This window comes from Tenacibaculum sp. SDUM215027 (assembly GCF_050566205.1).
Lineage (GTDB): Bacteria > Bacteroidota > Bacteroidia > Flavobacteriales > Flavobacteriaceae > Polaribacter.
Genome location: NZ_JBNXUE010000003.1, coordinates 298,462 through 323,629, shown reverse-complemented (window position 1 = coordinate 323,629; position 25,168 = coordinate 298,462). Strand labels below are relative to the sequence as shown.

General features: G+C 31.6%; 25 protein-coding genes. 15 read left to right on the top strand and 10 right to left on the bottom strand.

The window, feature by feature from the left end; translation table 11 throughout:
- Positions 1 to 55: 55 nt before the first annotated feature.
- The 3 genes from ACQYZ7_RS09730 to ACQYZ7_RS09720 all read left to right on the top strand — a co-directional run bounded on the left by ACQYZ7_RS09730 (position 56) and on the right by ACQYZ7_RS09720 (position 6,130).
- Positions 56 to 3,226: a S41 family peptidase gene (locus tag ACQYZ7_RS09730; protein WP_430729551.1), complete on the top strand. Its 3,171-nt coding sequence runs from the start codon at positions 56 to 58 to the stop codon at positions 3,224 to 3,226.
- Positions 3,227 to 3,294: 68 nt separating this feature from the next.
- Positions 3,295 to 5,400, top strand: a complete 2,106-nt coding sequence (recQ, locus tag ACQYZ7_RS09725; protein ID WP_430729550.1) for a DNA helicase RecQ — start codon at positions 3,295 to 3,297, stop codon at positions 5,398 to 5,400.
- A gap of 10 nt (positions 5,401 to 5,410) precedes the next feature.
- A complete protein-coding gene (locus ACQYZ7_RS09720) occupies positions 5,411 to 6,130 on the top strand; it encodes a hypothetical protein (protein WP_430729549.1) in 720 nt (239 codons plus the stop codon).
- Positions 6,131 to 6,167: 37 nt separating this feature from the next.
- On the opposite strand, the gene ACQYZ7_RS09715 is transcribed toward ACQYZ7_RS09720, so the two are convergent.
- Both ACQYZ7_RS09715 and ACQYZ7_RS09710 read right to left on the bottom strand, forming a co-directional pair.
- The gene (locus tag ACQYZ7_RS09715) at positions 6,168 to 6,788 is read right to left on the bottom strand and encodes a hypothetical protein (RefSeq protein ID WP_430729548.1); all 621 of its coding nucleotides are present in this window, start codon (positions 6,786 to 6,788) and stop codon (positions 6,168 to 6,170) included.
- Positions 6,772 to 7,254: an RNA polymerase sigma factor gene (locus tag ACQYZ7_RS09710; protein ID WP_099215997.1), complete on the bottom strand. Its 483-nt coding sequence runs from the start codon at positions 7,252 to 7,254 to the stop codon at positions 6,772 to 6,774. Before ACQYZ7_RS09710 ends, ACQYZ7_RS09715 begins: the two co-directional genes overlap by 17 nt.
- Positions 7,255 to 7,376: 122 nt before the next feature.
- Here ACQYZ7_RS09710 and ACQYZ7_RS09705 point away from each other — a divergent pair, with 122 nt between their 5' ends.
- From ACQYZ7_RS09705 to ACQYZ7_RS09680, 6 genes are read left to right on the top strand one after another with little or no spacing between them, the layout of a single operon-like run.
- A complete protein-coding gene (locus ACQYZ7_RS09705) occupies positions 7,377 to 7,883 on the top strand; it encodes a GbsR/MarR family transcriptional regulator (protein WP_430729547.1) in 507 nt (168 codons plus the stop codon).
- Positions 7,884 to 7,926: 43 nt separating this feature from the next.
- Positions 7,927 to 8,313, top strand: a complete 387-nt coding sequence (locus ACQYZ7_RS09700; protein WP_430729546.1) for a DoxX-like family protein — start codon at positions 7,927 to 7,929, stop codon at positions 8,311 to 8,313.
- Entirely contained in the window at positions 8,310 to 9,047 is a 738-nt protein-coding gene (locus tag ACQYZ7_RS09695) for a DUF2071 domain-containing protein (protein ID WP_430729545.1), read from the top strand. Before ACQYZ7_RS09700 ends, ACQYZ7_RS09695 begins: the two co-directional genes overlap by 4 nt.
- On the top strand, positions 9,038 to 9,796 hold the full coding sequence (locus ACQYZ7_RS09690) for a methyltransferase domain-containing protein (protein WP_430729544.1): 759 nt from the start codon (positions 9,038 to 9,040) through the stop codon (positions 9,794 to 9,796). Before ACQYZ7_RS09695 ends, ACQYZ7_RS09690 begins: the two co-directional genes overlap by 10 nt.
- Before the next feature lie 7 nt (positions 9,797 to 9,803).
- Positions 9,804 to 10,199, top strand: coding sequence for a hypothetical protein (locus tag ACQYZ7_RS09685; protein ID WP_430729543.1), 396 nt, complete (start codon positions 9,804 to 9,806; stop codon positions 10,197 to 10,199).
- Positions 10,200 to 10,211: 12 nt separating this feature from the next.
- Positions 10,212 to 10,904 (top strand): YqjF family protein, encoded by a 693-nt coding sequence (locus tag ACQYZ7_RS09680; RefSeq protein WP_430729542.1) that lies wholly within the window; start codon positions 10,212 to 10,214, stop codon positions 10,902 to 10,904.
- A 48-nt stretch (positions 10,905 to 10,952) separates the two neighbouring features.
- On the opposite strand, the gene ACQYZ7_RS09675 is transcribed toward ACQYZ7_RS09680, so the two are convergent.
- The 4 genes from ACQYZ7_RS09675 to ACQYZ7_RS09660 all read right to left on the bottom strand — a co-directional run bounded on the left by ACQYZ7_RS09675 (position 10,953) and on the right by ACQYZ7_RS09660 (position 16,492).
- Positions 10,953 to 11,870: a M43 family zinc metalloprotease gene (locus ACQYZ7_RS09675; protein ID WP_430729541.1), complete on the bottom strand. Its 918-nt coding sequence runs from the start codon at positions 11,868 to 11,870 to the stop codon at positions 10,953 to 10,955.
- A 227-nt stretch (positions 11,871 to 12,097) separates the two neighbouring features.
- Positions 12,098 to 12,556 carry an FKBP-type peptidyl-prolyl cis-trans isomerase gene (locus tag ACQYZ7_RS09670; RefSeq protein ID WP_430729540.1) on the bottom strand — a complete coding sequence of 153 codons (459 nt, stop codon included), beginning with the start codon at positions 12,554 to 12,556 and terminating at the stop codon, positions 12,098 to 12,100.
- 101 nt (positions 12,557 to 12,657) lie between these two features.
- Positions 12,658 to 16,098, bottom strand: a complete 3,441-nt coding sequence (locus ACQYZ7_RS09665) for a methylmalonyl-CoA mutase family protein (RefSeq protein WP_430729539.1) — start codon at positions 16,096 to 16,098, stop codon at positions 12,658 to 12,660.
- Between the two features lie 70 nt (positions 16,099 to 16,168).
- Positions 16,169 to 16,492 carry a hypothetical protein gene (locus ACQYZ7_RS09660; RefSeq protein WP_028890606.1) on the bottom strand — a complete coding sequence of 108 codons (324 nt, stop codon included), beginning with the start codon at positions 16,490 to 16,492 and terminating at the stop codon, positions 16,169 to 16,171.
- Positions 16,493 to 16,789: 297 nt separating this feature from the next.
- Between ACQYZ7_RS09660 and ACQYZ7_RS09655 the strand changes: the two genes are divergently transcribed.
- The 4 genes from ACQYZ7_RS09655 to ACQYZ7_RS09640 all read left to right on the top strand — a co-directional run bounded on the left by ACQYZ7_RS09655 (position 16,790) and on the right by ACQYZ7_RS09640 (position 20,339).
- A complete protein-coding gene (locus ACQYZ7_RS09655) occupies positions 16,790 to 18,784 on the top strand; it encodes a urocanate hydratase (RefSeq protein WP_430729538.1) in 1,995 nt (664 codons plus the stop codon).
- 11 nt (positions 18,785 to 18,795) lie between these two features.
- Positions 18,796 to 19,323 carry a DUF4136 domain-containing protein gene (locus tag ACQYZ7_RS09650; RefSeq protein WP_430729537.1) on the top strand — a complete coding sequence of 176 codons (528 nt, stop codon included), beginning with the start codon at positions 18,796 to 18,798 and terminating at the stop codon, positions 19,321 to 19,323.
- Positions 19,324 to 19,409: 86 nt separating this feature from the next.
- Positions 19,410 to 19,574, top strand: coding sequence for a DUF5522 domain-containing protein (locus ACQYZ7_RS09645; protein ID WP_159432107.1), 165 nt, complete (start codon positions 19,410 to 19,412; stop codon positions 19,572 to 19,574).
- A gap of 57 nt (positions 19,575 to 19,631) precedes the next feature.
- Positions 19,632 to 20,339: a DUF4197 domain-containing protein gene (locus ACQYZ7_RS09640; RefSeq protein ID WP_430729536.1), complete on the top strand. Its 708-nt coding sequence runs from the start codon at positions 19,632 to 19,634 to the stop codon at positions 20,337 to 20,339.
- Between the two features lies 1 nt (position 20,340).
- On the opposite strand, the gene ACQYZ7_RS09635 is transcribed toward ACQYZ7_RS09640, so the two are convergent.
- The gene (locus ACQYZ7_RS09635) at positions 20,341 to 21,060 is read right to left on the bottom strand and encodes a LytR/AlgR family response regulator transcription factor (RefSeq protein WP_430729535.1); all 720 of its coding nucleotides are present in this window, start codon (positions 21,058 to 21,060) and stop codon (positions 20,341 to 20,343) included.
- Entirely contained in the window at positions 21,057 to 22,085 is a 1,029-nt protein-coding gene (locus tag ACQYZ7_RS09630) for a sensor histidine kinase (RefSeq protein ID WP_430729534.1), read from the bottom strand. Before ACQYZ7_RS09630 ends, ACQYZ7_RS09635 begins: the two co-directional genes overlap by 4 nt.
- Positions 22,086 to 22,291: 206 nt before the next feature.
- On the opposite strand from ACQYZ7_RS09630, the gene ACQYZ7_RS09625 reads away from it, so the two are divergent.
- Both ACQYZ7_RS09625 and ACQYZ7_RS09620 read left to right on the top strand, forming a co-directional pair.
- Entirely contained in the window at positions 22,292 to 23,158 is an 867-nt protein-coding gene (locus ACQYZ7_RS09625; protein ID WP_430729533.1) for a DUF5694 domain-containing protein, read from the top strand.
- 115 nt (positions 23,159 to 23,273) lie between these two features.
- Positions 23,274 to 23,471, top strand: a complete 198-nt coding sequence (locus ACQYZ7_RS09620; protein WP_125069320.1) for a hypothetical protein — start codon at positions 23,274 to 23,276, stop codon at positions 23,469 to 23,471.
- On the opposite strand, the gene ACQYZ7_RS09615 is transcribed toward ACQYZ7_RS09620, so the two are convergent.
- Positions 23,454 to 24,212, bottom strand: a complete 759-nt coding sequence (locus ACQYZ7_RS09615; RefSeq protein WP_430729532.1) for an ABC transporter substrate-binding protein — start codon at positions 24,210 to 24,212, stop codon at positions 23,454 to 23,456. The two genes, ACQYZ7_RS09620 and ACQYZ7_RS09615, sit on opposite strands and share 18 nt — an antisense overlap.
- A gap of 34 nt (positions 24,213 to 24,246) precedes the next feature.
- Complete coding sequence (locus tag ACQYZ7_RS09610; RefSeq protein WP_430729531.1) at positions 24,247 to 25,017, bottom strand: LytR/AlgR family response regulator transcription factor; 771 nt, start codon at positions 25,015 to 25,017, stop codon at positions 24,247 to 24,249.
- Positions 25,018 to 25,168 lie beyond the last annotated feature (151 nt).

The following is a 25,168-nucleotide window of genomic DNA, read 5'->3' as shown; positions in this document are numbered from 1 at the left end:
TTATTAGAGTTTTAGTCATAATGAAGTAATTTGGGGATTTAAAAAATCAAACAACATGACTAAAAAGATATTCTTAGGGGTGGCTTTAATAGCAAGTAATTTTTTATTTGCGCAACATACGTTAATTCGTAAGCCTGTGATAAGCCCTGATGCTTCTCAAATGGCATTCAGTTATTATGGCGATATTTGGCTATATAACTTTAACAATCAGCAAACAAAAAGGTTGACCATTCATAAAGGTTACGAAAGCAACCCTGTTTGGAGTACAGATGGAACTGAAATTGCATTTTCATCAAATAGAAAAGGAAATGATAATGTATTTGTAACCTCAGTAAAAGGAGGAGTTCCTAAACAGTTAACATATTATCCAACAACAAATACACCTACGGATTGGACAAAAGAAGGAGATGTTGTATTTACTACTGGTCGTGTATTAAGAGGTCCAGAGTGGGATAAACAAATGTATGTAGTTAATGAAAAAGGAGAAACACCACGTCGTTTATTAACTGCTTATGGAGAAATGGCTTCTGTATCACCAAATGGAAAATTAATTGCTTTTACCAAAGGAGCATGTCGTATTGCACGTGAAGATTATGCTGGTTCTGCACAACGTGACATTTGGATATACAATACAGAAACAAAAAAATATCACCAAATAACAACAAGTAATAAGAACGATCATTCTCCAGTTTGGGATGCAGCCGGAAATTTATATTATATAGGCGCAAAAAGTGGACGTTATAATATTTATAAGCAAGCAATTTTATCAAATGGAACTGCTGATGGAACAGCTACTCAATTAACGCGACAAACTAAAGATGGTGTACAGACATTTTCGGTAAGTAACAGCGGGGTAATTGTTTATACTAGTGGAGCTGATACGTTCAAATTAGTAAATGGGAAAACTCAAAAAGTTAATTTAGATATTGTTTCAGATAATCGTTTTGAAGAAGAAGAAACCAAAACAGTTTCAGGAAACATTAGTAATTATGCAGTTTCACCAAATGGTAAAAATGTAGCTTTAGAAGTTAATGGAGAAATCTTTGTTAAGGAAAACAATAAGGAAAAGAAGCGTTCAAACAATGTAAGCAAGCATCCTTATAGAGATATTAATCCACAGTGGTTAGACGATAAAACAGTTGTTTTTTCTTCGGATAGAGATGGAATTTATCAATTGTATAGTGCCGTTTCTACAGATACTTTAGTAGGATTACACCGTAGTTTAAAAACAAAAGTTACTAAGCTTACCAATAACAAAGAAGATATAGAGTATTCCTTAGTTTCTCCAGACGGAAAGAAGATAGCTTACCAAGTAGGAAGAGGAATTTTAATGATTGCTGATGTTAAAAAAGGTAAAATAACAAATGCTAAAGAATACTCTAACTCATGGGCAGCAGCAGAAGGTGTTTCGTGGAGTCCAGATAGTAAATACATAGCCTATTCTCAAGAAGATTTAAATTTTGATAGTGAAATTTTTATTCAGTCAATTGAAAAACCATCTACCAAAATGAATGTGTCTATGCATCCAAGAAGCGACCGTAATCCAGTTTGGAGTGCTGACGGAAAAAAGTTAGCATTTTTATCAAACAGAAGCGGAATTAATTATGATGTATGGATGGTTTGGTTAGAAAAGTATGATTGGGAGAAATCGAAGTTAGACCACGAGGAAGGGTCTTATTATCCTGAGAAGAAAGTAGAACCTTCTAAAGAGAAAGAAGCAAAAAAAGGTAAGAAAAAGAAGAAAAAAGAAGTAGTAGTAGAAATAGATGAGGACAAAATTTATGATCGCTTAGTACAGGTTACTTCTTTACAAGATGATGAGTATAGTCCAGTATTCAGTGCTGATGGTGATTTTATTTATTTTTCAGCAACTAACCCTGCTACAGAAAAAAGAAGTACATATAAAGTTAAATGGGATGGTAGCAAACCAAAATTAGTTAAAGGTGTAGCCAACGCAAGAAACTTTACTGAAAACAAAGGGAAAATTTACTTTACTTCAAAAGGAAGATTAGCTGAATTAAACACTAAGTCAGATAAAGTAACAAATTTACCTCACAGTGCTACGTATACTACCTATAGAGACAAAGTTTTTGAGCAGGTTTTTGAAGAAGGTATACGAGCATTAACCGCTGGTTTTTATGATCCAGAATTTCATGGGTATAATTGGAATGCCTTGGTAAAAAAATATAAGCCATGGGTATTGTCAGCAACTACACAACAAGATTACACGTATATGTTTAATTTGTTGTTAGGACAATTAAACGCGAGTCATATGGGCTACCGCGGTAGTACGCCAAGGAATACAAGTGATAAGATTGGAGTATTAGGATTAGAAGTAGAGAATACTAAAAAAGGAGTTAAGATTTCTTACGTGTTACCAAATTCAGTAGCAGATAAATCTACAAGTAAGTTAAAAGTAGGAGATATTATTACAGCTGTTAATGGAGAAGAAATTAAAAAGAATACAAATTTCTACAGCTTATTAAAGAATACACAATCAAAAGAAATTTTACTGAGTTTAGATAATGGTAAAGATGTCGTGTTACGTCCAGAAAGATCATTAAGAAGATTACAATATGAAGAGTGGATAGACTCTAGAAAGAAATTGGTAGATGAATATTCTAACGGTCAATTAGGATACATTCATATTCAAGGAATGAACATGCTAAGTTTTGAGCGTTTCGAACGTGAATTAAAAGCTAGCGGATATGGTAAAAAAGGAATTGTTATTGATGTACGATACAACGGTGGTGGTTGGACTACTGACCGATTAATGGCGGTGTTAAACGTAGATCAGCATGCGTATACTGTTCCGAGAGGAGCAGCAAAAAGCTTAAAAAATCATCAAAAATTCAAAGGAAATTATCCGTTTAATGAACGAGCTATTTTATCTGTAAACACGAAGCCAATGGTAGCTTTATGTAATGAAAATAGTTATTCAAATGCCGAAATTTTTTCACATGCTTTTAAAAACTTAGGTTTAGGAAAGTTAGTGGGGCAGCCAACTTTTGGGGCGGTAATTTCTACAGGAGGTAAACGTTTGCAAAACGGAATGATTCGTATGCCATTTAGAGCGTGGTATGTGAAAAAATCTGGAAAGAATATGGAGAACGAGGCTCCAGCAGTACCAGATTATTTAGTAAAAAATGCACCAGGTTGGAAAGATAGAGGAGAAGACGCTCAATTAAAGAAAGCAGTTGAGGTGTTGTTACAAGATATTAAGTAATAATAACTAAAAATAAGATCAAGCGTAGAGTTTAAACTCTGCGCTTTTTTTATTGCTATTTTTGCCAAATGATGCAGATTACAGAACAAGAATTGTTAGAGAAATTAAAGGTAAATTTTGGGTACGATAGTTTTCGTTTGGAACAACAAACTATTATCGAAAATATACTGGCAAAAAAAGATACGTTGGTTATTATGCCAACAGGAGGAGGGAAGTCTATTTGTTATCAATTACCTGCATTATTTTTTGAAGGAATTACCTTAGTGATTTCTCCATTAATAGCTTTAATGAAAGATCAAGTAGATAGTTTAAAAGCGAACGGAATTCCTGCTACCTTTTTCAATAGTAGTCAATCAACTGAAGAGCAAGAGCAGGTTTTTGAATCTGTAATACAGAATAAAATCAAACTGTTATATGTTGCGCCAGAGAGCTTGTCGTTATTACAAAACATACTAAATCAAACATATGTAAGTTGTATAGCTATTGATGAAGCGCACTGTATCTCTGCTTGGGGGCACGATTTCCGTCCTTCCTACAAACAATTAGCATTCCTAAAAAAATCGTTGCCAGAAGTTCCTATTGTGGCGTTAACAGCAACTGCTGATAAAGCCACACAACAGGATATTTTAGAGCAGTTAGCCGTTCCAAATGCGGCGCAATTTATTAGCTCTTTTAATAGAGAGAATATCGCATTAGAGGTGCGTCCTGCAAATGATAGAGTGCAGCAAATTATCAAATTTATTCAGAGAAGACCAAATGAAGCAGGAATTATTTATTGCTTGAGTAGAAAAGCTACTGAACAATTAGCAAAAAAGCTACAACAAAATAACATTAATGCTAAAGCTTACCATGCTGGATTACCTTTTGAGGAAAGAGCAAAAACACAAGAAGCATTTATAAAAGATGATTGTGAGGTAATTTGTGCTACGATTGCTTTTGGAATGGGAATTGATAAGTCGAATGTTCGATGGGTAATTCATTATAATATGCCCAAAAATATCGAGGGATATTATCAAGAAATTGGACGTTCTGGACGAGACGGATTGCCAGCGAATGCATTATTATTTCACAGTTACGCTGATGTTATTCAATTACGTCAATTTATAGAAAACACAGGGAATAAAGAAGTACAGGAGGCAAAATTAGAAAGGATGAAGCAATTCGCTGAAGCCACTGTTTGCCGAAGAAAAATATTATTGAGTTACTTTGGAGAATTGATAGAAGAAAATTGTGGAAACTGTGATGTCTGTAAGAATCCTCCCAAGTTTTTTGATGGAACAGTTATAGCTCAGAAAGGATTATCAGCTATTTATCGATTGCAAGGAAAAGAAGCAATGGGTATGGTGATTGACGTACTGAGAGGCGCAAAAAATGCCGCTGTATTAGATAAGAATTATCAAACGTTAAAAACGTATGGAGTAGGAGATGATATTTCATGGAGAGATTGGCAGCATTATTTAGTTCAGTTAACCAATCAAGGGTATTGTCAAATAGCCTTTCATTTAAACAACAGTTTGCAACTAACGGAGTTCTCAAATAAAGTACTTTTTGAAGGCGAAAAAGTACAATTAACAACTCCTGTAGAGTTTACAAAAGAAGTAAAAACAGCAATAAAAGAGAAAAAGAAAAAAGCAGTTAAGGATACGTTATTTGAACGTTTACGAAAGCTACGTTATCGTATTGCTCAAGAAGAAGATATTGCAGCATATTTAGTTTTTAATGATGCCACACTTAAAGAGATAGAAAACGAAAGACCACAATCTGACGAAGAGTTTTTAGCAATTAGTGGAGTAGGGCAACGAAAGTTGGAGGTATACGGAGCTGAATTTATGGAAGAGATTAAAACATTCTTAAGTGAGAAGAAAAGAACTAAAAAAGATACTACTTTAGAGACTTTTAAATTGTATAAAGAAGGTTTTACGGTCGAAGAAATTGCTGAAAATCGAGGATTAAAACCTACCACTATTTTTTCTCATTTATCTAAACTGTATTTAGAAGGAAAAGATGTGAGTTTAGACGAATTTATAGATGCAGATACCTTAGCACTCGTAGCAAATGCAAAAAAAGTTTTGAAAAACGAAACCGCTTTAAAACCGTATTTTGAGTTCTTAGGAGAACAAGTTTCGTATGAAAAAATACGAGTAGGGTTGACTATTTTACAAAGGAAGAGGTAAGTTATTAGGTATGAGTATAGAAAATTTCCCTACAGAAGCTAAGTCAGATGCAGTTTCAAAACTACAAGAGAGAATTAAAAGCCTTGAGGCTGAAATTGAAGCAATTGAATACAAATTGTTTCCTTTTGAGCAGTCGTTACGGAATGCGATTTCCGATTTGTTGATAGAGGAAAGAGAGCTAACTATTTTATATAAGGAACAAAAGAAAGCTAAGAAAGAGAGAAGGTTAGCACAAAAAAGAAAAGGTAAAAATTATAAGGAAGTTACTGATGTTGTTTATATTTCAAAAGAAACAGTAACACAAGAAAAAGTAAATCAAAAAGAGAAGAAAAGATTGTATAAGGAAGCTATGTTGTATGTGCATCCTGATAAATTTTCGATGCAAGAAAATGAACAACTAAAAGCAACTGAAACTACAACAAAACTTATTGAAATATACCAGAACGGAAGTTTAGAAGAGTTAGAAGCTTTTCATGCGCATATTTTTGGAGGTAATACGACTATATGTTTTGATAAAGATATTTCGCTAATTGAGCAAACAACTAATAGCACTACTTATTTAACAAAAGAAGTTGAGCGATTAGAAAAAGTATTGAATGAGTTATTAGGGAGTCATACGTATAAAGTTTTAACAACATACAAAAACCCTATGTCATTTGTAGAGGAATTGAAAGCCTATTACGATGATAGAATTTTTAAACTTCGTAAACGAACAAGAACAAAAAAATAAACCAGAGTTATTAATAACAACTCTGGCTTATGGTTGATTAAGAATTTTTTAATTCTTCCATTTCTTTAATGATATTGTCGAGCTTAGAAATAAGACTGTGATATAAAACTTTGGTTGAAATGGTATATACAAAATAACCAATCATTGCAGTAGCCATAGCCACCATAAGTCCAATCACTAAGATGCCTAAGAAGGAAGTTTCGCTAGAAATATAGTTCGATAAAAAGCTTTGTTCTTTTACCCCATAGGCCAATGCGAAAATTGATACAATGGCTAGGGGAATAGCAAAAATAAATAACTTTTTTGTGGCTTTAGATACCGAGTTAATTACACTTCTATAATTTTTTAAATACGTTAGGTTGTCAGATTTAACATCAATGGATTTAAATCTTTTTAACAATCTTGTATTAAAAAAGTACAAGCTTAAGATTAAAAAAGCGCCGTAAGCCGCAATAATAGTTTCAGATAAAAGGATACCCCCAATAACTACAATTCCTGCCATAGGAAGTAACCCTTTATTGTCAAACTCGTAGGTTCTTCTAATCTTATTAATGACTGATTTAGACTTCTGGTTGTATATATCGTTAACTTTTGGAGCGATTAATGATTGTTCATCAACAAAAGCTTCATTCCATCTTTTTTCAATTGATTTTTCCATCTAATAATATTTTTAATTGTTTTTTAATTCTGTTAATGCGTACTGCAATATTGTTAGCGCTAGTTCCAATAATTGCAGCAATTTCTTTGTAAGGATTTTCTTCTAAATGCAGTAAGATTATCGCTCTGTCGACTTCAGATAATTTTTTAATAGCATCGTATAACAAGTTTAAATCTTCGTTTTGAAAAGCTTTATTATCCTCCGATAAATTGGGAGTTTTCTCTAAAGAATATTCTTTTTTAGCATTTCTCTTCGCTAAGGTTAAACAAACATTTAGCGTAATTCGGTAAATCCAAGTAGACCATTTTGACTTATTCTGAAAAGCATCTCTACTTTTCCATATTTGTAAACAAGCCTCTTGATAAAAGTCTTCAAAATCTTCTTGAGAGTCCGTATAAGCTCTACATATTTTAATAATAATACCAGCATGTGGTAAAATGGATGTTATATAAAAATCGTTACTCAAAATTTGGTTTTCTTAATATGTATTCTGAAAAGTAAAATTATTACAAGAAATTAAATAAAAATTTAAAATATTTTATTTTCAGTAATTATTGAAAGTTTAATATTTTGTTATATATTTGTGATATGAAATTAGAAGACGCAAAATTAAAATACATTCATACATGGGGAAGTTTAGCTACTAGTTGGGGAATAAACAAAACGATGGCACAAGTACATGCGTTATTGTTAGTTTCAACAAAACCACTTTCTGCTGATGAAATTATGGAAACCTTAAAAATTTCTAGAGGTAATGTAAATATGAATGTTCGTGCTTTAATTGATTGGGGAATTGTAAGCAAAGAGTTTGTAGTAGGAGAGAGAAAAGAGTTTTTTGTGGCTGATAAAGATATCTGGGAATTGTTTAAGCAGGTAACAAAAGAGCGTAAAAAAAGAGAGATAGAGCCTGTTCTAAAAGTATTAAATGAATTGCAAGAAGATGTTAAAGAGAATTCAGAAGAAGCTGTAGCCTTTAAAAAAGTAATGAATGATTTATCGTCAGTTACGAATACTGTAAATGGTATTTTAGATAAAGCGATAAAAGCTGATGAGCATTGGTTGTTATCAAGCTTTACCAAAATGATAAAAAAGTAAAAAAATTTGCCTACAAACTTTCAAAAATTTCTGAAAATTTAATATGTATAAAAAATATATTCATATACTACTTACTTTATTAATAGCCAGTGTTTGGTTGATTAATGGACTCTTTTGTAAAATTTTTAATCTAGTTCCAAGGCATCAAGAAATAGTAGGAAAAATTGTAAGTAATAATTATTCAAGAGAATTAACCCTAATTATAGGCGGGTTAGAAGTGATAATGGTGGTATGGATTATATCAAACTATAGGTCAAAATTAAATGTAATAACACAGATTGTAATTGTTTCAATAATGAATGTAATTGAGTTTATGATTACTTCAGATATATTACTCTGGGGTAAGCTTAATATAGTTTTTGCTGCTTTGTTTGTATTTATAGTTTATATAAATGAATTTAAGTTAAACCCTAAAAATACTACAGCATGAAGGAGATACTAAAAAATCATCCATTTGCTGTTGAAGCATTTTTTGAAACTTCAATTGTTACAACTTTTGCAATGCCAAAGAAACATTTAGAAGACTTTATTCCTGAATGTTTGGATTTAGATACTTTTAATAATCAGTGGGCTTTTTTAGCAGTAGCTATGGTGCAAACTAAAAATTTGAGACCAAAAGGATTTCCGAAAATTTTAGGAAATGACTTCTTTTTAATTGGCTACCGCATTTTTGTGAGATATACCAATTCAAAAGGAAGAAAACTAAGGGGGCTGTATATTTTAAAATCGGAAACGAATAGTAAAAGAATGGAGATAGCCGGAAATTTATTTACTCATTATAACTATACAACTTCTGATATTGAGCAGACTAAACTAGATAGTAAAATAAGTATTAGCTCAAAAAAATCAGATTTTAAAATAGTGTTTGAGGATAAAGAAAGTGATGTGTCATTACCGAAATTTTCACCTTTTTCTGATTGGAAAGAAGCAAGGCGCTTTGCTGGGCCTTTACCATTTACTTTTACGTATAATGAACCTAAAAAAAAAGTATTAATTATTGAGGGGGTAAGAAATAATTGGAAACCAAAGCCTATTGAAATTGTCGATTATAATTTTTCATTTATAAAAGACCTTGGATTTAAAAATGTGAGAGTTGCTAACTCATTTATTATTAAAAACGTTCCATACTACTGGAAAAAAGGGAAAATTGAATTATGGAAATAAGAAGAAGAAAGTTTCAAGGAGTATTAAACATACTTAGTTTCAATAGGCATTTTTATTACATTGGCTTAATAGCTTTATTAATAGTTGTTTTGGGACACTATTTATTTAGCTATAATGATTACCTAAAGTGGTTTTTAGTTGTAATTATAATATATGGATTGTTAGCTCCCTTGCTAGTATCTGCTTATGTATATGATTTTTCGAAATACTATGATTTTAAGTGGGTAGATAATATCAACTTAAAGGGTAGTAATAATCTTGTAAATATTAACGCAGGTTTTGATGAGACTAGTTTCATTTTAAAAAATAAGTTTCAATCATCAAATTTGCAGGTTTTTGATTTTTATGATCAAACAAGGCATACTGAACAGGCTATAAAAAGAGCAAGAAAAGTGAGTAGGGTATATCCAGGTACTAAATCAATTAGTACGGGTAAAATACCACTAAAAGATTCATCTATTGATATTTTGTTTTTACTCTCGGCGGCTCATGAAGTGAGGTCTAATGAGGAGAAAGAGCTTCTTTTTAATGAGTGTTCTAGAGTTTTAAAAAAACAAGGAAAGATTTTGGTTGTAGAGCATTTGAGAGATTTACCTAATTTTTTAGCATTTTCAGTAGGGTTTATGCATTTCTTTTCAAAAAAAACTTGGAAAAGTGTATTTGATAAAGCTAACATTAAACTAGAAGAAGAGATAAAATTTACACCGTTTATGTCGGTTTTTGTTCTTGAAAAAATTAATAAAAAATAAAATTACTATGGAAGTTCATTTAAAGATTATTGGATATTTGTTAATGCTTTTAGCTTTAATACATGTTATTTTTCCTAAATATTTTAATTGGAAAGATGAGTTAAAGGATCTTAGCCTAATGAATAAACAAATGTTGATGGTTCATACTTTTTTTATTGCACTAACAGTGTTTTTAATGGGAAGTATTTTAGTGTTAGAAAGTAAAGAATTGATAGAGACAAACCTGGGAAGAAAAATCATACTTGGTTTTGCAGTTTTTTGGTCTATTAGATTATTTATACAATTATTTGTGTATTCTCCAGAGTTGTGGAGAGGTAAAAAATTTGAAACAGTTATTCACGTTTTTTTTACATGTTTTTGGGTATATATAAGTGCAGTAACTTGGAATATATGGTTTAATTAAAAATAGAATTATATGAGTTTTTTAAAAGCAGAATGGCGAAAATTGGTCATGGTGAATTATGAGGTTGATCCAGAAGTACTAAAAAATTATATACCTAAAGGAACTGAATTAGATTTTTATGAAAACAAATGTTACATAAGTGTTGTAGGGTTTATGTTTTTAAACACAAAGTTGTTAGGTGTAAAAGTTCCTTTTCACGTAAATTTTGAAGAAGTTAATCTTCGGTTTTATGTGAAAAGAGAAGGTAAAAGAGGGGTAGTCTTTATAAAAGAGATAGTACCAAAACCGGCAATCACATTAGTAGCAAATAAAATTTATAAGGAAAACTACCAAACATTACCCATGAAACACAGTTGGACTGAGAAAGAAGATATGTTTAAAGTGTCTTATCAATGGAAAATAAACCAAAAAAGGAATTCGGTTTCAGTTGAAAGTAAATCTAAATCAGTTTCGATAAAACCCTATACTGAAATTGAATTCATAACAGAGCATTATTGGGGATATGCTAAGGATAAAAGGAAAACCACTGAATATGAAGTAAAACACCCAACTTGGGAATATTATCCAGTAACAGATTACAACATAGATGTTGATTTTTCTGCTACTTATGGAGAGCACTTTTCTTTTTTACAGAGTCAAAAACCTAGCTCTGTATTTTTACTAGAAGGTTCTGAAATTAGTGTTGAAAACAAAACAGTTTTATAAATTCTTCTGAATGTATTTTGAAAACTAAACTGCTCTATAATTAATAAGTTACCTATTTATCACATTAGAAGTAGTTAAAGTTTTTCTCCTTTCTGCATGTTCAAGCACATACCTCATTCGTTTAATCTGTCCTTTGGTAAATACATTCATACATTTATCGTCAGTAAGGTTCATATAATTGTTTACAGGGGCAGGTTGTCCATCACAAGCTTTTGGAATTGCTCCATTGCAACCGTTAATGGAACTACTTACAGGTGGAGTGTCTTCAATAAAATCGTCATGATCATAACAAGGTTTTCCTTCAAGAACAGCTCCCCAAATATGTAACAAACCTAAAAAATGTCCCATTTCGTGGGTTAATGTTTTACCAAGGTTGAGCGCTCCAGTAACATCGGATTTCCCAAAGTGATGAACGTTAATTAAAATACCATCACCAATGGTTTTTAATTCATCCTCTATTCCAGATAAATCAGTTGAAGGAAAAGAAGCTGCACCAGCAAATGTGTTGGGAGGATACCCGCCATAAACCCAAATGTTGATATACTTATTAGGATTCCAATACCCAAATTCAGGAAGCCAATCAAATCTGTCTTTATCGCCTCTTACGGGAGTTTTATCGTAGTAATTGATACGATTAATTCCATCAGTTGGATTTCCGTTAGGGTCTATTTCAGCAAGTTTGAATTGAATAAAAGAATCACTACTAAGAGGAGAATTGTTTTCTCCTAAAGTTCCTGATACTCTTCTAAAGTCGTGATTTAAAGATTGAATTTGCTCTTTAATACGTTCGGTTGCTAGGTTAAAACCACCGCCTATATTTTCTCCATCATGTATTATGTGTACAACTACGGGTAAAGTATAGGGTTCTAAGTTGTCTAAAGGAGGTTCAGGTAAATTACCTTTTTCGTCGCTACTACAAGAAAATAATAGAAGAGAAAGAATAGTAAATAAGAATATTTTTTTCATAGAATTATTGGAGTTTTATTAAGCTGTTATTGGTTAGATAATGAATAGTGCATAAGGTTGCGTGTAAAGTTTTTATTTAACGTTTTATTATTTTAAAATAAAAATTTAAGAAGTAGAAATTCTTTTGCAAGAAAAGGAACAATAAAAAGTACTAAAAAAAGCCTCGCTTAGAGAATTAAGTGAGACTATATAGTGATTTACCCTAAAGGGATATGAATATTTTTTGACTAATTGATAGATAGAAGAGTTACCTCAAATATTAGAACAGCTCCTGGAGGTACGGTAAGTGACCCTGTATCTCCATAAGCAAGCTTAGATGGGATAATTAGAGAAACATTACCTCCTTCTTTAAGATACTGAATACCTTCACTAAATCCAGGAATAACTTTAGTAAGATTAAAATCGACTTCATCATCTTCTCCAAAGACTTCTCCGCTTAAAAAATATCCTTTATAATTAACTGTAACATTAGAGTCATAAGTAGGAGAACTACCCCTACCTTCATTCTCTATAATATAGTACAAACCAGTTTCACTCTTTTCGGCTGTTAAGTTGTTTTCTGTAAGATATTTCTGAATGTTTACCTCGTTCATAGCATCGTAGTCGATGTCTTCTTCAGGATCTGAAGAGTTGCTAGAACAGGAAAAAGAAAGTATAGCAATAAATAAATATAAAATTTTTCTCATGGTTATTTTTTATGGGCAAAAATAAAAGATTTATTAAAACAAAAAAAAGCCTCACAGAAATCTCTATGAGGCTTTAAATATTTATCTAAAGGCATTGCCTTTTACATGTTTCGTCTGTATTGACCACCTACTTCAAATAACGAAGAAGTAATTTGACCTAATGAGCAAACTTTGGTAGCATCCATTAATTTTTCAAAAAGGTTTTGATTATTAATGGCGGCATTTTGCATTTCAGTTAAAAGCTGTTCTATTTTATCTTCATGTGCTTTGTTTAAACTCTCTTTTGTTTTGATTTGGAATTGTTTTTCTTCTTCTGTAGCACGAATAACTTCTTGTGGAGTTACTGTTGGAGAACCTTTAGAACTTAAGAAAGTGTTTACTCCAATAATAGGGAATTCACCTGTATGTTTTAAGGTTTCGTAGTATAAACTCTCTTCTTGAATTTTAGAACGTTGATACATGGTCTCCATCGCACCTAATACACCGCCACGTTCTGTGATTCTATCGAACTCAGTTAATACAGCTTCTTCAACTAAATCGGTTAACTCTTCAATAATAAATGAACCTTGAATTGGATTTTCGTTTTTAGCTAATCCTAATTCTTTATTAATGATTAACTGAATTGCCATAGCACGACGTACAGATTCTTCTGTAGGCGTAGTAATCGCTTCGTCATAGGCATTCGTATGTAACGAGTTACAGTTATCGTAAATAGCATATAGTGCCTGTAAGGTTGTACGAATATCGTTAAAATCAATTTCTTGTGCGTGTAATGAACGACCTGAAGTTTGAATATGATATTTCAACATTTGTGCACGTGCGTTTGCTCCGTATTTATATTTTAAAGCTTTCGCCCAAATTTTACGAGCTACACGACCAATAACCGCATATTCAGGGTCAATACCATTTGAGAAGAAGAACGATAAGTTTGGTCCAAACTTATTAATATCCATTCCTCTAGATAAATAATATTCTACATAGGTAAATCCGTTAGCCAACGTTAAGGCTAATTGCGTAATTGGATTCGCACCCGCTTCAGCAATATGATACCCAGAGATAGAAACCGAATAGAAGTTTCTAACATTTTTCTCAATAAAGTATTCTTGAACATCTCCCATTAAACGCAAAGCAAATTCCGTAGAGAAGATACAAGTATTTTGTGCTTGGTCTTCTTTTAAAATATCTGCTTGAACCGTACCACGCACTTGTGCTAAGGTGTTTGCTTTAATCTCGGCATATACATCCGAAGGTAAAATTTGATCACCTGTAATACCTAAAAGTAGTAACCCTAATCCGTCATTACCTTCTGGTAAATCACCATTGTATTTTGGTCTGTCAATTCCTTTGTCGTCGTATAATTCTTTAAGTTTTGCTTCAACTTTTTTCTCTAACTTATGCTCTTTGATGTATTTCTCACAATTCTGATCGATCGCTGCATTCATAAAGAATCCTAATAACATCGGAGCAGGACCGTTGATGGTCATAGAAACCGAAGTCATAGCATGACTTAAATCGAAACCAGAGTATAATTTTTTAGCATCATCTAAACAACAAATAGAAACTCCTGCATTACCAATTTTACCATAAATATCAGGTCTGTGTCCTGGATCGTTACCATAAAGTGTTACACTATCAAAAGCAGTAGATAAACGCTTTGCAGGCATTCCTAAACTTACATAATGAAAACGACGATTGGTACGTTCTGGTCCACCTTCACCGGCAAACATACGAGTTGGATCTTCTCCTGTACGTTTAAACGGATATAATCCTGAAGCATATGGGAATTCTCCTGGAACATTTTCTTGTAAATTCCAGCGTAACAAATCACCCCAAGCTTGGTATTTTGGTAAAGCTACTTTCGGAATTTGTGTGTGAGAAAGAGACTCCGTATGTGTTTCTATTTTAATTTCCTTATCACGTACTTTAAATGAGTAAATAGGATCTTTGTATTTTTTTACTTTTTCTTGCCAGTTTAAAATAACTTTCCAGTTATGTGGATCAAGATTTAATTTTACTTTATCAAATTGAGCAAATAATAATTTTACAAATGGTTGCTCTTCCTCTTGAACTTGCTTCTGAATTTCATCTTGGTCAATTCCGTTTTTAGTAAGGAATGATTCTGTTACTTCGTTTGGAATAACAGATAAGATGGTTTGATAGATTCCGTATAGTTTCTGAGCTACTTTTTCTTGCTCATCAACTTTTTTATCGTAAGCGCGGTTGTTTTCTGAGATTTCAGATAAATAGCGCGTTCTACTTGGTGGAATTACAAATATCTTTTCAGACATTTCTTTCGTAATTTCAAAAGTAGATTGTAAATCGGATCCAGTTTTTTCAACTAGTTTATCCATAATCGCTTTATACAACGAATTCATTCCTGGATCGTTGAACTGAGAAGCAATGGTTCCAAAAACAGGCATGTCATCCATATGAACATCCCATAAATTGTTGTTACGCATGTATTGCTTTTTTACATCACGTAAGGCATCCAAAGCTCCTCTTTTATCAAATTTGTTAATAGCTACTAAATCTGCAAAATCAAGCATGTCGATTTTTTCTAACTGTGTAGCCGCACCAAATTCAGGTGTCATTACATATAACGAAGTATCAGAGTGCTCAATAATTTCAGTATCTGATTGTCCAATACCTGAAGTTTCTAAAATAATTAAATCAAATTCTGCAGCTTTTAAAACTTCAACCGCTTCATTTACATATTTAGATAAAGCTAAGTTTGATTGACGAGTTGCTAACGAACGCATATACACACGTTCATTGTTAATAGCATTCATACGAATACGGTCACCCAATAAAGCTCCTCCTGTTTTTCTTTTTGATGGATCTACAGAGATTAATCCGATAGTTTTTTCTGGAAAATCAATTAAGAAACGACGAACTAATTCGTCCACTAAACTCGATTTACCAGCACCACCTGTACCTGTAATTCCTAAAACAGGGGTTTTAGAATTTTTATTTTTTTCGTGAATAGCATCTAAAGCGTCTTTAGCAACTTCTGGGAAGTTTTCCGCAGCAGAAATTACACGTGCAATACTACCAACTTCTTTATCCGCTAATTTGTTTACTTCACCATTTAGTGAATCTCCGATAGCAAAGTCTGATTGTTGAACTAAATCGTTAATCATTCCTTGTAATCCTAATTCACGACCATCATCAGGTGAATAAATACGAGTAATTCCGTAGTCCATCAATTCTTTGATTTCCTCAGGTAGAATTACTCCACCGCCGCCACCAAATATTTTAATATGTCCAGCTCCTTTTTCTTGCAATAAATCGTACATGTACTTAAAGTACTCATTATGCCCACCTTGATACGAAGTCATAGCAATAGCATTCGCATCCTCTTGAATAGCACAGTTAACCACTTCTTCCACACTTCTATCATGCCCTAAGTGAATTACTTCAACCCCGGTAGATTGAATAATTCGGCGCATAATATTAATGGCAGCATCGTGTCCATCAAATAGAGAAGCCGCAGTTACAATTCGTACTTTGTGTTTAGGTTTATAGGGAGTTATTTGTTCCATTCGTAAATTGTCTTAATTTTCGGGTACGCAATTTACGGAAATCTTAAAAAATAGCAGGATGTTTTAACAATTATAAATAGGATAGGAATGCCCACCTTTTTCGAGTAGTGATATAATCTAAATTATGTTCGTTTTTATAGGCTTCTCGCTCAAAACTTAAATTACTATAAGCTTTTGAAGTGTTACGGTAAATTAATAGCTTGATAAACCACTCTAAAAAATAAAATAGATAGAAGAAAACAATCAATAATTCTAATTGTTGTTTTAAATGAATTTTTTCATGGTTTATTAAAACAGGATCACCTTTTAAATCTTCTCTTTTTAAAAAGATAAAAGGATACAATGTCATTCCAGAAAATCCTTTTGGTATTATATGTTTTGAAATAAATATCATAAGCCTGTTCATGCAATAAACTTACCAAAGGTACAATTTATTGTTAGCACAACAGAAAAAGTACAAAAAGAAGAAAAATTTATACTTTTTAAAGATGGAGTTTTTAACTGTATAAACTTATATTTGTGCAAACTTCAAAGAAGATGGATTTTTTAACTTTAAAATATAAAAAGAGGATTGAAGCTCAGTATCACAGAGCAGACATCCGTTATCCATAGTTTCTTCATTTTTACGATTATCAACAGATTTAAAATTAATAAGTTTTCATCTTTTACTGGAAACTAAAAACCGTATAAAATGACTTTTAAAGAACAAATAAAACAAGGAATACCAACTACATTACCTCCAAAAAAGGAGTATGATACTACGATAAACCACGCACCAAAACGTAAGGAAATTTTAACTGAAGAAGAAAAGAAGTTAGCTTTACGTAATGCATTGCGTTATTTTGATAAAAAACATCACGAAGAATTATTACCTGAATTTGCTGAAGAACTAGAGAAGTACGGACGAATTTATATGTATCGTTTCCGTCCTGATTATAAAATGTACGCGCGTCCTATTGAAGAGTATCCAGGGAAATCTGAGCAAGCGAAGGCTATTATGGTAATGATTCAAAACAATTTGGATTATGCAGTAGCACAGCATCCTCACGAATTAATTACTTACGGTGGTAATGGAGCAGTATTTTCTAACTGGGCACAGTATTTACTAACGATGCAATATTTGTCGCAGATGACAAATAAGCAAACTTTAGTTATGTATTCAGGTCATCCAATGGGATTATTTCCTTCGCATAAAGATGCTCCGAGAGTGGTTGTAACTAACGGAATGATGATTCCTAATTACTCGAAACCAGATGATTGGGAAAAGTTCAACGCTATAGGAGTTACACAATATGGGCAAATGACTGCAGGAAGTTACATGTACATTGGTCCGCAAGGAATTGTTCATGGAACAACCATTACTGTACTAAACGGATTCCGTAAGATTAAAAAAGAACCTAAAGGAAATTTATTTGTTACTGCAGGTTTAGGAGGAATGAGTGGTGCGCAACCAAAAGCAGGAAATATAGCTGGTTGTATTACTGTTTGTGCTGAGGTAAACCCGAAAATCACACAGGTTCGTTTAGAACAAGGTTGGATTGATGAAAAAATTACCGATTTAGATGAATTGGTAGCACGTGTTAGAAAAGCAAAAGAAAATAAAGAAGTAGTTTCGTTAGCATACTTAGGAAATGTAGTGGATGTTTGGGAAAAGTTTGCTGAAGAAGATGTGTATATCGATTTAGGTTCAGATCAAACATCACTACACAATCCTTGGGCAGGAGGTTACTACCCAGCTGATATTTCGTTTGAAGAGTCAAATGAAATGATGGCTAACAATCCTGAATTATTTAAAGAAAAAGTACAAGAAACCTTACGTCGTCATGCAAAAGCGATTAATAAGCATACTGAAAAAGGAACTTATTTCTTTGATTACGGTAATGCATTTTTATTAGAAGCGAGTAGAGCTGGAGCAGATGTAATGAATCCGAATCCGACTTTAGGAAGAGAGTTTAAGTATCCTAGTTATGTACAAGATATCATGGGACCTATGTGTTTTGATTATGGTTTTGGTCCGTTTCGTTGGGTATGTGCTTCAGGAAATCCAGAAGATTTAGCCAAAACAGACGCTATTGCGTGTAAAGTGTTGGAGAAAATCAAGAAAAAATCTCCAGAAGAAATCCAACAACAGATGGCGGATAATATTCAGTGGATTAAAGGAGCACAAGAAAATAAGTTAGTAGTAGGCTCACAAGCACGTATCTTGTATGCAGATGCTGAAGGACGTATGAAAATAGCAGAAGCTTTTAATAAAGCTATTAAGAAAGGGAAGATAGGTCCAGTAGTGCTAGGTCGTGATCATCACGATGTTTCTGGAACCGATTCGCCTTATCGCGAAACTTCTAATATTTATGATGGATCTCGCTTTACAGCAGATATGGCGATTCATAATGTAATAGGTGATAGTTTTAGAGGAGCTACCTGGGTTTCAATCCACAACGGTGGTGGAGTAGGATGGGGAGAAGTTATTAATGGTGGATTTGGCATGCTTCTTGATGGTTCTAAAGATGCATCAAGACGTTTAAAATCAATGCTTTTCTGGGATGTAAATAACGGAATAGCACGACGTAGTTGGGCACGAAATAACGAAGCTGTTTTTGCTATTAAACGTGCCATGGAAGCTGAAAAGAAGTTAAAAGTAACACTTCCTAACTTAGTAGATGATGCATTATTAGAAAATATGTAAACTCTAAGAAAATGAAAAATTTAAAATTACTTTTTTTGCCAATTATAGCTTTACTAATTACTTCATGTAGTTCAGTAAGAGTAGTAACTGATTACGATACACAAACTGATTTTAATCAGTACAAAACATTTGCATTTTATAAGACAGGGATTGACAAAGCTCCAATTTCTGATTTAGATAAAAAACGTATTATGCGTGCTATTGAAGCAGAGTTGATGGCTAAAGGAATGACAAAATCAGCTACACCAGATGTTTTAGTGAGTTTGTTTACTAAATCTCGTGAACGTATAAATGTAAACGATAATTATTATGGAGGGTTTTATTATCCATGGTATTATGGGCAAAGCCCTGTAACTGTTTCTCAATATACTGAAGGAACATTATTTGTTGATTTATTAGATGCTCAAAAGAAAGAATTGGTATGGCAGGGAATAGGTACTGGTGCTTTAAGTACAAGTAGTGTAGAACGAAAAGAAGCTCGTGTTAAAGAGTTTGTAGGTGAGATTATGGCGGAGTATCCTCCTAATGCTAAAAAGTAAGATTTAATTTTTATTAAAGATTAATATAAATACGTTAAGCAGGAATATAAAACCTGTTTAACGTATTTTTTTATGATATTTGTAACATGAGAAATAAGATATTAAAACCTACTCCTGATGAATATTATACTAATGAACAAGGGTATAGGGTTTTTAAAGAGGCATACCATTTACGACGAGGATATTGTTGTAAAAGTGGATGTAAACACTGTCCGTATGGATATGATAAAAATACGGATAGCTTCAAATAAATGTGACAATAATCAGTTTATTGTTTCTAAAAGATAAATAAAATCAAACAAGTAAATATGAAAAAAATTACAATATTCTTTATTGCACTTACTTTTATGGGATGTGCAGAATTACAAAAAGTGGTAAATCAATTACCACAAGGTGGAGTATTATCACAAAGTCAAATAGGTAATGGCTTACGTCAAGCTTTAGATAATGGTATTCAGCATCAGGTAACTAAGTTAACTTCAAAAGATGGATTTTATAAAAATAATTTGGTAAAAATTTTACTACCAGAAGAGTTACAAGCAGTTGATAGAGGTTTGAGAAAAATAGGTTTAGGGAATTTAGCTGATGAGGGTTTAAAAGCAATTAATAGAACTGCTGAAGATGCTGTAAAAACAGCAACACCAATTTTTATAAATGCAGTTAAGGAAATCACCTTTGCAGACGCAAAAAATATTTTATTAGGAGCTGATAATGCTGCAACTTCTTATTTAGAAGGGAAAACAACATCGGCTTTGTATAGTGAGTTTAACCCAGTGATTAAAAATTCTTTTGCTAAGGTAGGAGCTGATAAAATTTGGTCAAACTTAATCTCAAAATACAACAGTATTCCATTCGTGAAAAAGGTAAATCCAGATTTAACAGACTACGTAACTACTGAAGCATTAGAAGGAGTGTTTACAATGATTGCTGTTGAAGAGAAAGGTATACGTAATAAAGTAGGTTTGCGTGATACGGCATTATTACGTCAGGTATTTGCATTACAGGACAACAGATAGATTATAATTGCTTACTAGCGATTTTTTCAAAAAAGGACTTTCTAAAGGTATTACCAATAGGAAGTTCTTTTTTTTGTATCCATAACGAATCGTTTTCTATTTTATCAATAGCTCTAATTGAAATAATATATGATTTATGTATTTGAATAAAATTATTTTCAGGTAAACTACTTACTAAGCTTTTTAAGGTGCTGTAGGTAATGATTCGTTCATTTTTTAGGTAAACTGAAGCATAGTTTTTTAGACCTTCAATAAAGAGAACATCATCTAGGAAAACTTTAGAAAACTTGTTTTTTCCATCTGTTTTTAAGAAAAAATACTTTTCTTCAACTCTTGAAATTTTTTTGTCATAAGAATTTGTTGTTTTTTTATGAGCTTTTAAAACGGCTTTATATAAACGATCAAAGTCAAAAGGTTTTAGTAAATAATCTAGAGCAGAAACATCGTAACTTTCTAGGGCAAATTGAGGATAAGCAGTAGTAAAAATGATGTTGGTTTTATTGGTTATAATTTTTGATAATTGAATACCAGTAATCTCTGGCATTTGAATATCTAAAAAAACCAAATCAATAATTCCTTTTTCTATTTCTATTAAAGCTTCCAATGGATTTGAATAAGTGTTTTTTACTTCTAGAAAAGGAATCTTAGCTACATATTTTTCTATCAAGCGAATAGCTGGCGGTTCATCATCAATAATTATACAGGTTAGTTGTTTACTCATAAAGGAAGTTGTAAGTGGGCGTTGAAAATGTTATTACTTTGCTGAAAAGTTAGTGAAAAATTGTCATTATACAGAACTTCCAATCTCTTTCGAATATTTTCAGTTCCAATGCCAGTTTCCATATACTTTTCAGAAGTACTTGTGTAATTTTCTGAGTTAACTAACAAATCGATGTCATTAATGGTTATGACTATTTTTGCAGGTTTATTAGGGTTGTTTATAATTCCATGCTTACAAACATTTTCAACAAAATTAATTAAAATTAATGAAGGTATTTTATGGTTTTTAAGGTTTCCATTAACAATAAAATTAACATGAAAATTATTTTCATACCTACGTTTAAAGAAGTGTAAGTAGTCGTTAATAAATTGAACTTCTTTTTCTAGTAAAACGAAATCTTCAGATGTTTCATAAGTAACATAACGTAATAGTTGAGAGAGTTTTAAAATATCATTAGCGGTTTCAGGTTTTTCATCGTACAATTCTACATAAAAACTATTAAGTACATTAAATAAAAAATGTGGACTAATTTGCGATTTTAAAGTTGCTAATTGTGCTTGTTGATGTTTTATTTCTAATAAATGAAGTTTGTCCTTATTATCTCTATATCTAAAAAATAGATACAGTAAGGTACTGTATAAAGAAGCTTTAAAACTAAAGATAAAGCTGTCAAAAAAGTAGGTGAAAATTATGCTTTGATCATTAATATTGTAATTATTGATGTTGAATAATATGGGAGATAAAACTTCTTCTAGTAAAAAACGAATTCCTGCAAAAACAAAAACCATAAAAATAACCGAAGCTCCAAATAGTATATACTTTTTCGTATTAAAAAGACGAGGGAGTAAATAATAATAGTTAACAAAATATACCGTAAAAAAACTAATGCTGAATGTTAGTGTAAAAAGAAGGGAGTAACTTATAGGTAACCTGTTGGATGAGGTAAAAAAATCCCATCCAAAATCTAATAAAATTAGTAGCGCTATAATAAGTAAGTTGTATTTTAATTCTTTTGAAAACTTCATGATTCAAAAATAAGTGGAATATTCTTTAAGGGATTAAAAATAGGACAAATGAATGTTTTGTTATTACAAAAGCATGTTTTTATAAAACTAACATGAATTTTTTGTTAAAAGAAACTGTTTGTGTAAAAGAAACTGGAGTTGGTGTAATAAAAACTAATAGGCTGAATTAACAATGTATTCTTGTGTAGAATTTTAAAAACCAAAAAATGAAAAAATATTTAGCATTATTATTAGGAACATTGTTGCAGTTTTCTTGTCAAAATAAAGATGAAAAACTACTAGATAAAGATCAGACTGTTTTAAAACCCTATGCATCTTATTACCCAAGTAATAAAACCAAAGTGTTAGTGGTTGGAACCTTTCATTTTTCTTATCCAGGATTAGACTATACTAAAACTAAAGAAAGTGATAAAATAGATGTATTGAAGGAACCAAAAAAATCTGAAGTAACAGAATTAGTAGAGTATATCAAAAAGTTTAAACCAACTAAAGTAGCTATTGAAGCAAAACCAAGTTGGAACATGAATAAAAGATATAAAGAATATAAAAAAGGAGCACATAGGAACGTTAGAGGTGAAGATTATCAGTTAGGAATGCGTATAGCAAATGATTTTAACTTAGATACTATTTATTCTATAGATGCAAATACACTAAGTAGTGATTTGTCTAAATTAAATCCTAAGTTCATGGAAGAATTATCGAAAGATTATGATTTTAAATCTGAGGATCCTTATAGTAAAATGGTTCAAAAATCATTTGACGAGGACGCAAAAATGCCTTCTAAAGTAAATTTGTTAGAATATTTTAAACACATGAATTCTATTGAGGGACACAAAAATAACTACGGAGCTTATTTAGTTGGAGATTTTAAATTAGATGATAATAGAGGAGCAGACTTTTTATCTATTTGGTGGTATAACCGTAACCTTCGAATCTTTAGAAATATTCAGAAAATAGATCATACAAATGAAGACAGAGTTTTGGTAATCATTGGTAATGGTCATGCGTCATTATTAAGGCATATGATAGAGTATTCGCCAGAATATGAGTTTGTAGAGTTTGGTAGTTTATAGGAGATTATTTTAAATAAAAAAGGGTTTTTCCCTTTTTTATTATTTTTAGATAGTTATATGTTATTGCAAATCAAATAAATATGTATATTTATAATCCGTGTTAACCCAATTAGAAATGTCTAGAATTAATCAATTACGAAGATATAGAAAACATCTTGAAGAAAGATACCGTAGATTGGTTGAGACTGCTAACGATTATAAGTATGAAGATGAGTGTAAAAGTGATCGCTCTGCATTCAAAGCAATGAAGATATTAGAAAAGCTAAATAGAATAAAATATTTAGATGAAGATATGTCAAATCCTGTTGTGTAACTCCTTAAAGTAATCAAAAGCTTTTAACAACCTACTACCGTACCAAGAAAAGTATTCACCGTCAACTAAGATAGGAGTGGAGTTACTTATGTGTTCTTTTATTTCAATAATATGCTTTTCTTTAAAAGGGAAGGGTTCAGAAGACAATAAAATCAATTTTGTTTTTTTATTCTGGATATCTTCTATATCAACTTCAGGATATCTCTCTTCGTTAGCATAAACATTTTCAAACCTATTTAGTTCCAGTAGATGGTTAATGAATGTGTTATTCGCAGCTACCATCCAGGGATTTCTCCAAATAAAATAAGCTACTTTAGTGTTTTTTTTGTTTGCAACAAATTTTTTAAAATCTATTATTTTAGACTTTAAGACACTAATCATTTTGTTAGCTTCAGCTTGTTTTTCAAAAAAGCTTCCGTATAAAGAAATCAATTCTAAAGAATCAGTAAGTGTAAAAATATCAGAAACATGGGTAAAAGCTATTTGTTGACAAGCTTCAACTATTTCTTTAGTATTTTCTTCCTTATTACAAAGAATAATATCAGGTTGAAGCTCTTTTATTTTGTCAATTTTTATGTTTTTGGTACCACCAACAATGGTTTTTGTTTTTGTTAAGTGTGTTGGATGAATACAAAACTTTGTTACGCCTAAAATATTCTCTTCAAGTCCTAAATCAACTAAAAGTTCTGTTTGACTTGGAACTAAAGAAATGATTTTTTTATATTTTTTATCAATGCTCATTAAGCAAAAATAAGGATTCAAAAAGAAAGGTTTATTATTTAACTCCCATAAGTTCTTGAAAGTCTTTTTTGTAGCTTTTACTTACTCTGAAGGTTTTATTATCGTTAATTTTTACATCTGTTTCACCATAATTAGAGGTGATGATTTCATCAATAAAATTAGAGTTAATTATTGTAGATCTATGTATTCTAACAAAAAGGTTTGAGTTTAATCTTTTAATGATGCTAGATAAAGACTCTCTTAGTAAGTATTTTTTGTTATCAGTGGTAAAAATTTCTACATAATAACCAGAGGCAGAGATATACTTAATAGAGTTTCGCTCTAAGAAAATTATCTTATTTCCTGATTTAATATTAATTTTAGTACCCTTTACTGGCATTTCAATAGGAGTCTTCTCTTTTACAAGGTCTAAGATGTTGTCTAAATCTGAAAGCTTTTCTATTTTTTTATAATCGATAACCTTTTTAATTGAAGCATAAAAGCGATCTTCTTTTAATGGTTTTAAAAGATAGTCAAAAGCAAAATAATCAAAGGCTTTTACAGCGTGTTCATTTGAAGAAGCTGTGAAAATAAAAATAGGCTTATTTGGGAGGGTGATTTTCTCTATAATATCAAACCCTGTCATATTGTTAATCTTTGTGTCAAGGTAAACAACATCTGGATTTAGAATGTTGATTTTTTTTATAGCATCTAAACCGTTAGAGCATTCACCAACAATATTTATAAAACTATAGTCGCTCACTAATTTTTTAAACCTAGATCGAGCAGTTTTTTCGTCGTCAACGATTAGAATTGATATTTTCATTTACATTTTGTTTTCCAATAACTATAACAGCCATATAAGGGGTTCCCCTAATAAAGTTCTTGTCTAACTGTAGTTAAAATTTTGTTAAAACTAGAGTTTTTTGTTAAAGTTAGATTGGTAATTATTAAAAGGTAGTTGAAGGAGACTGCTT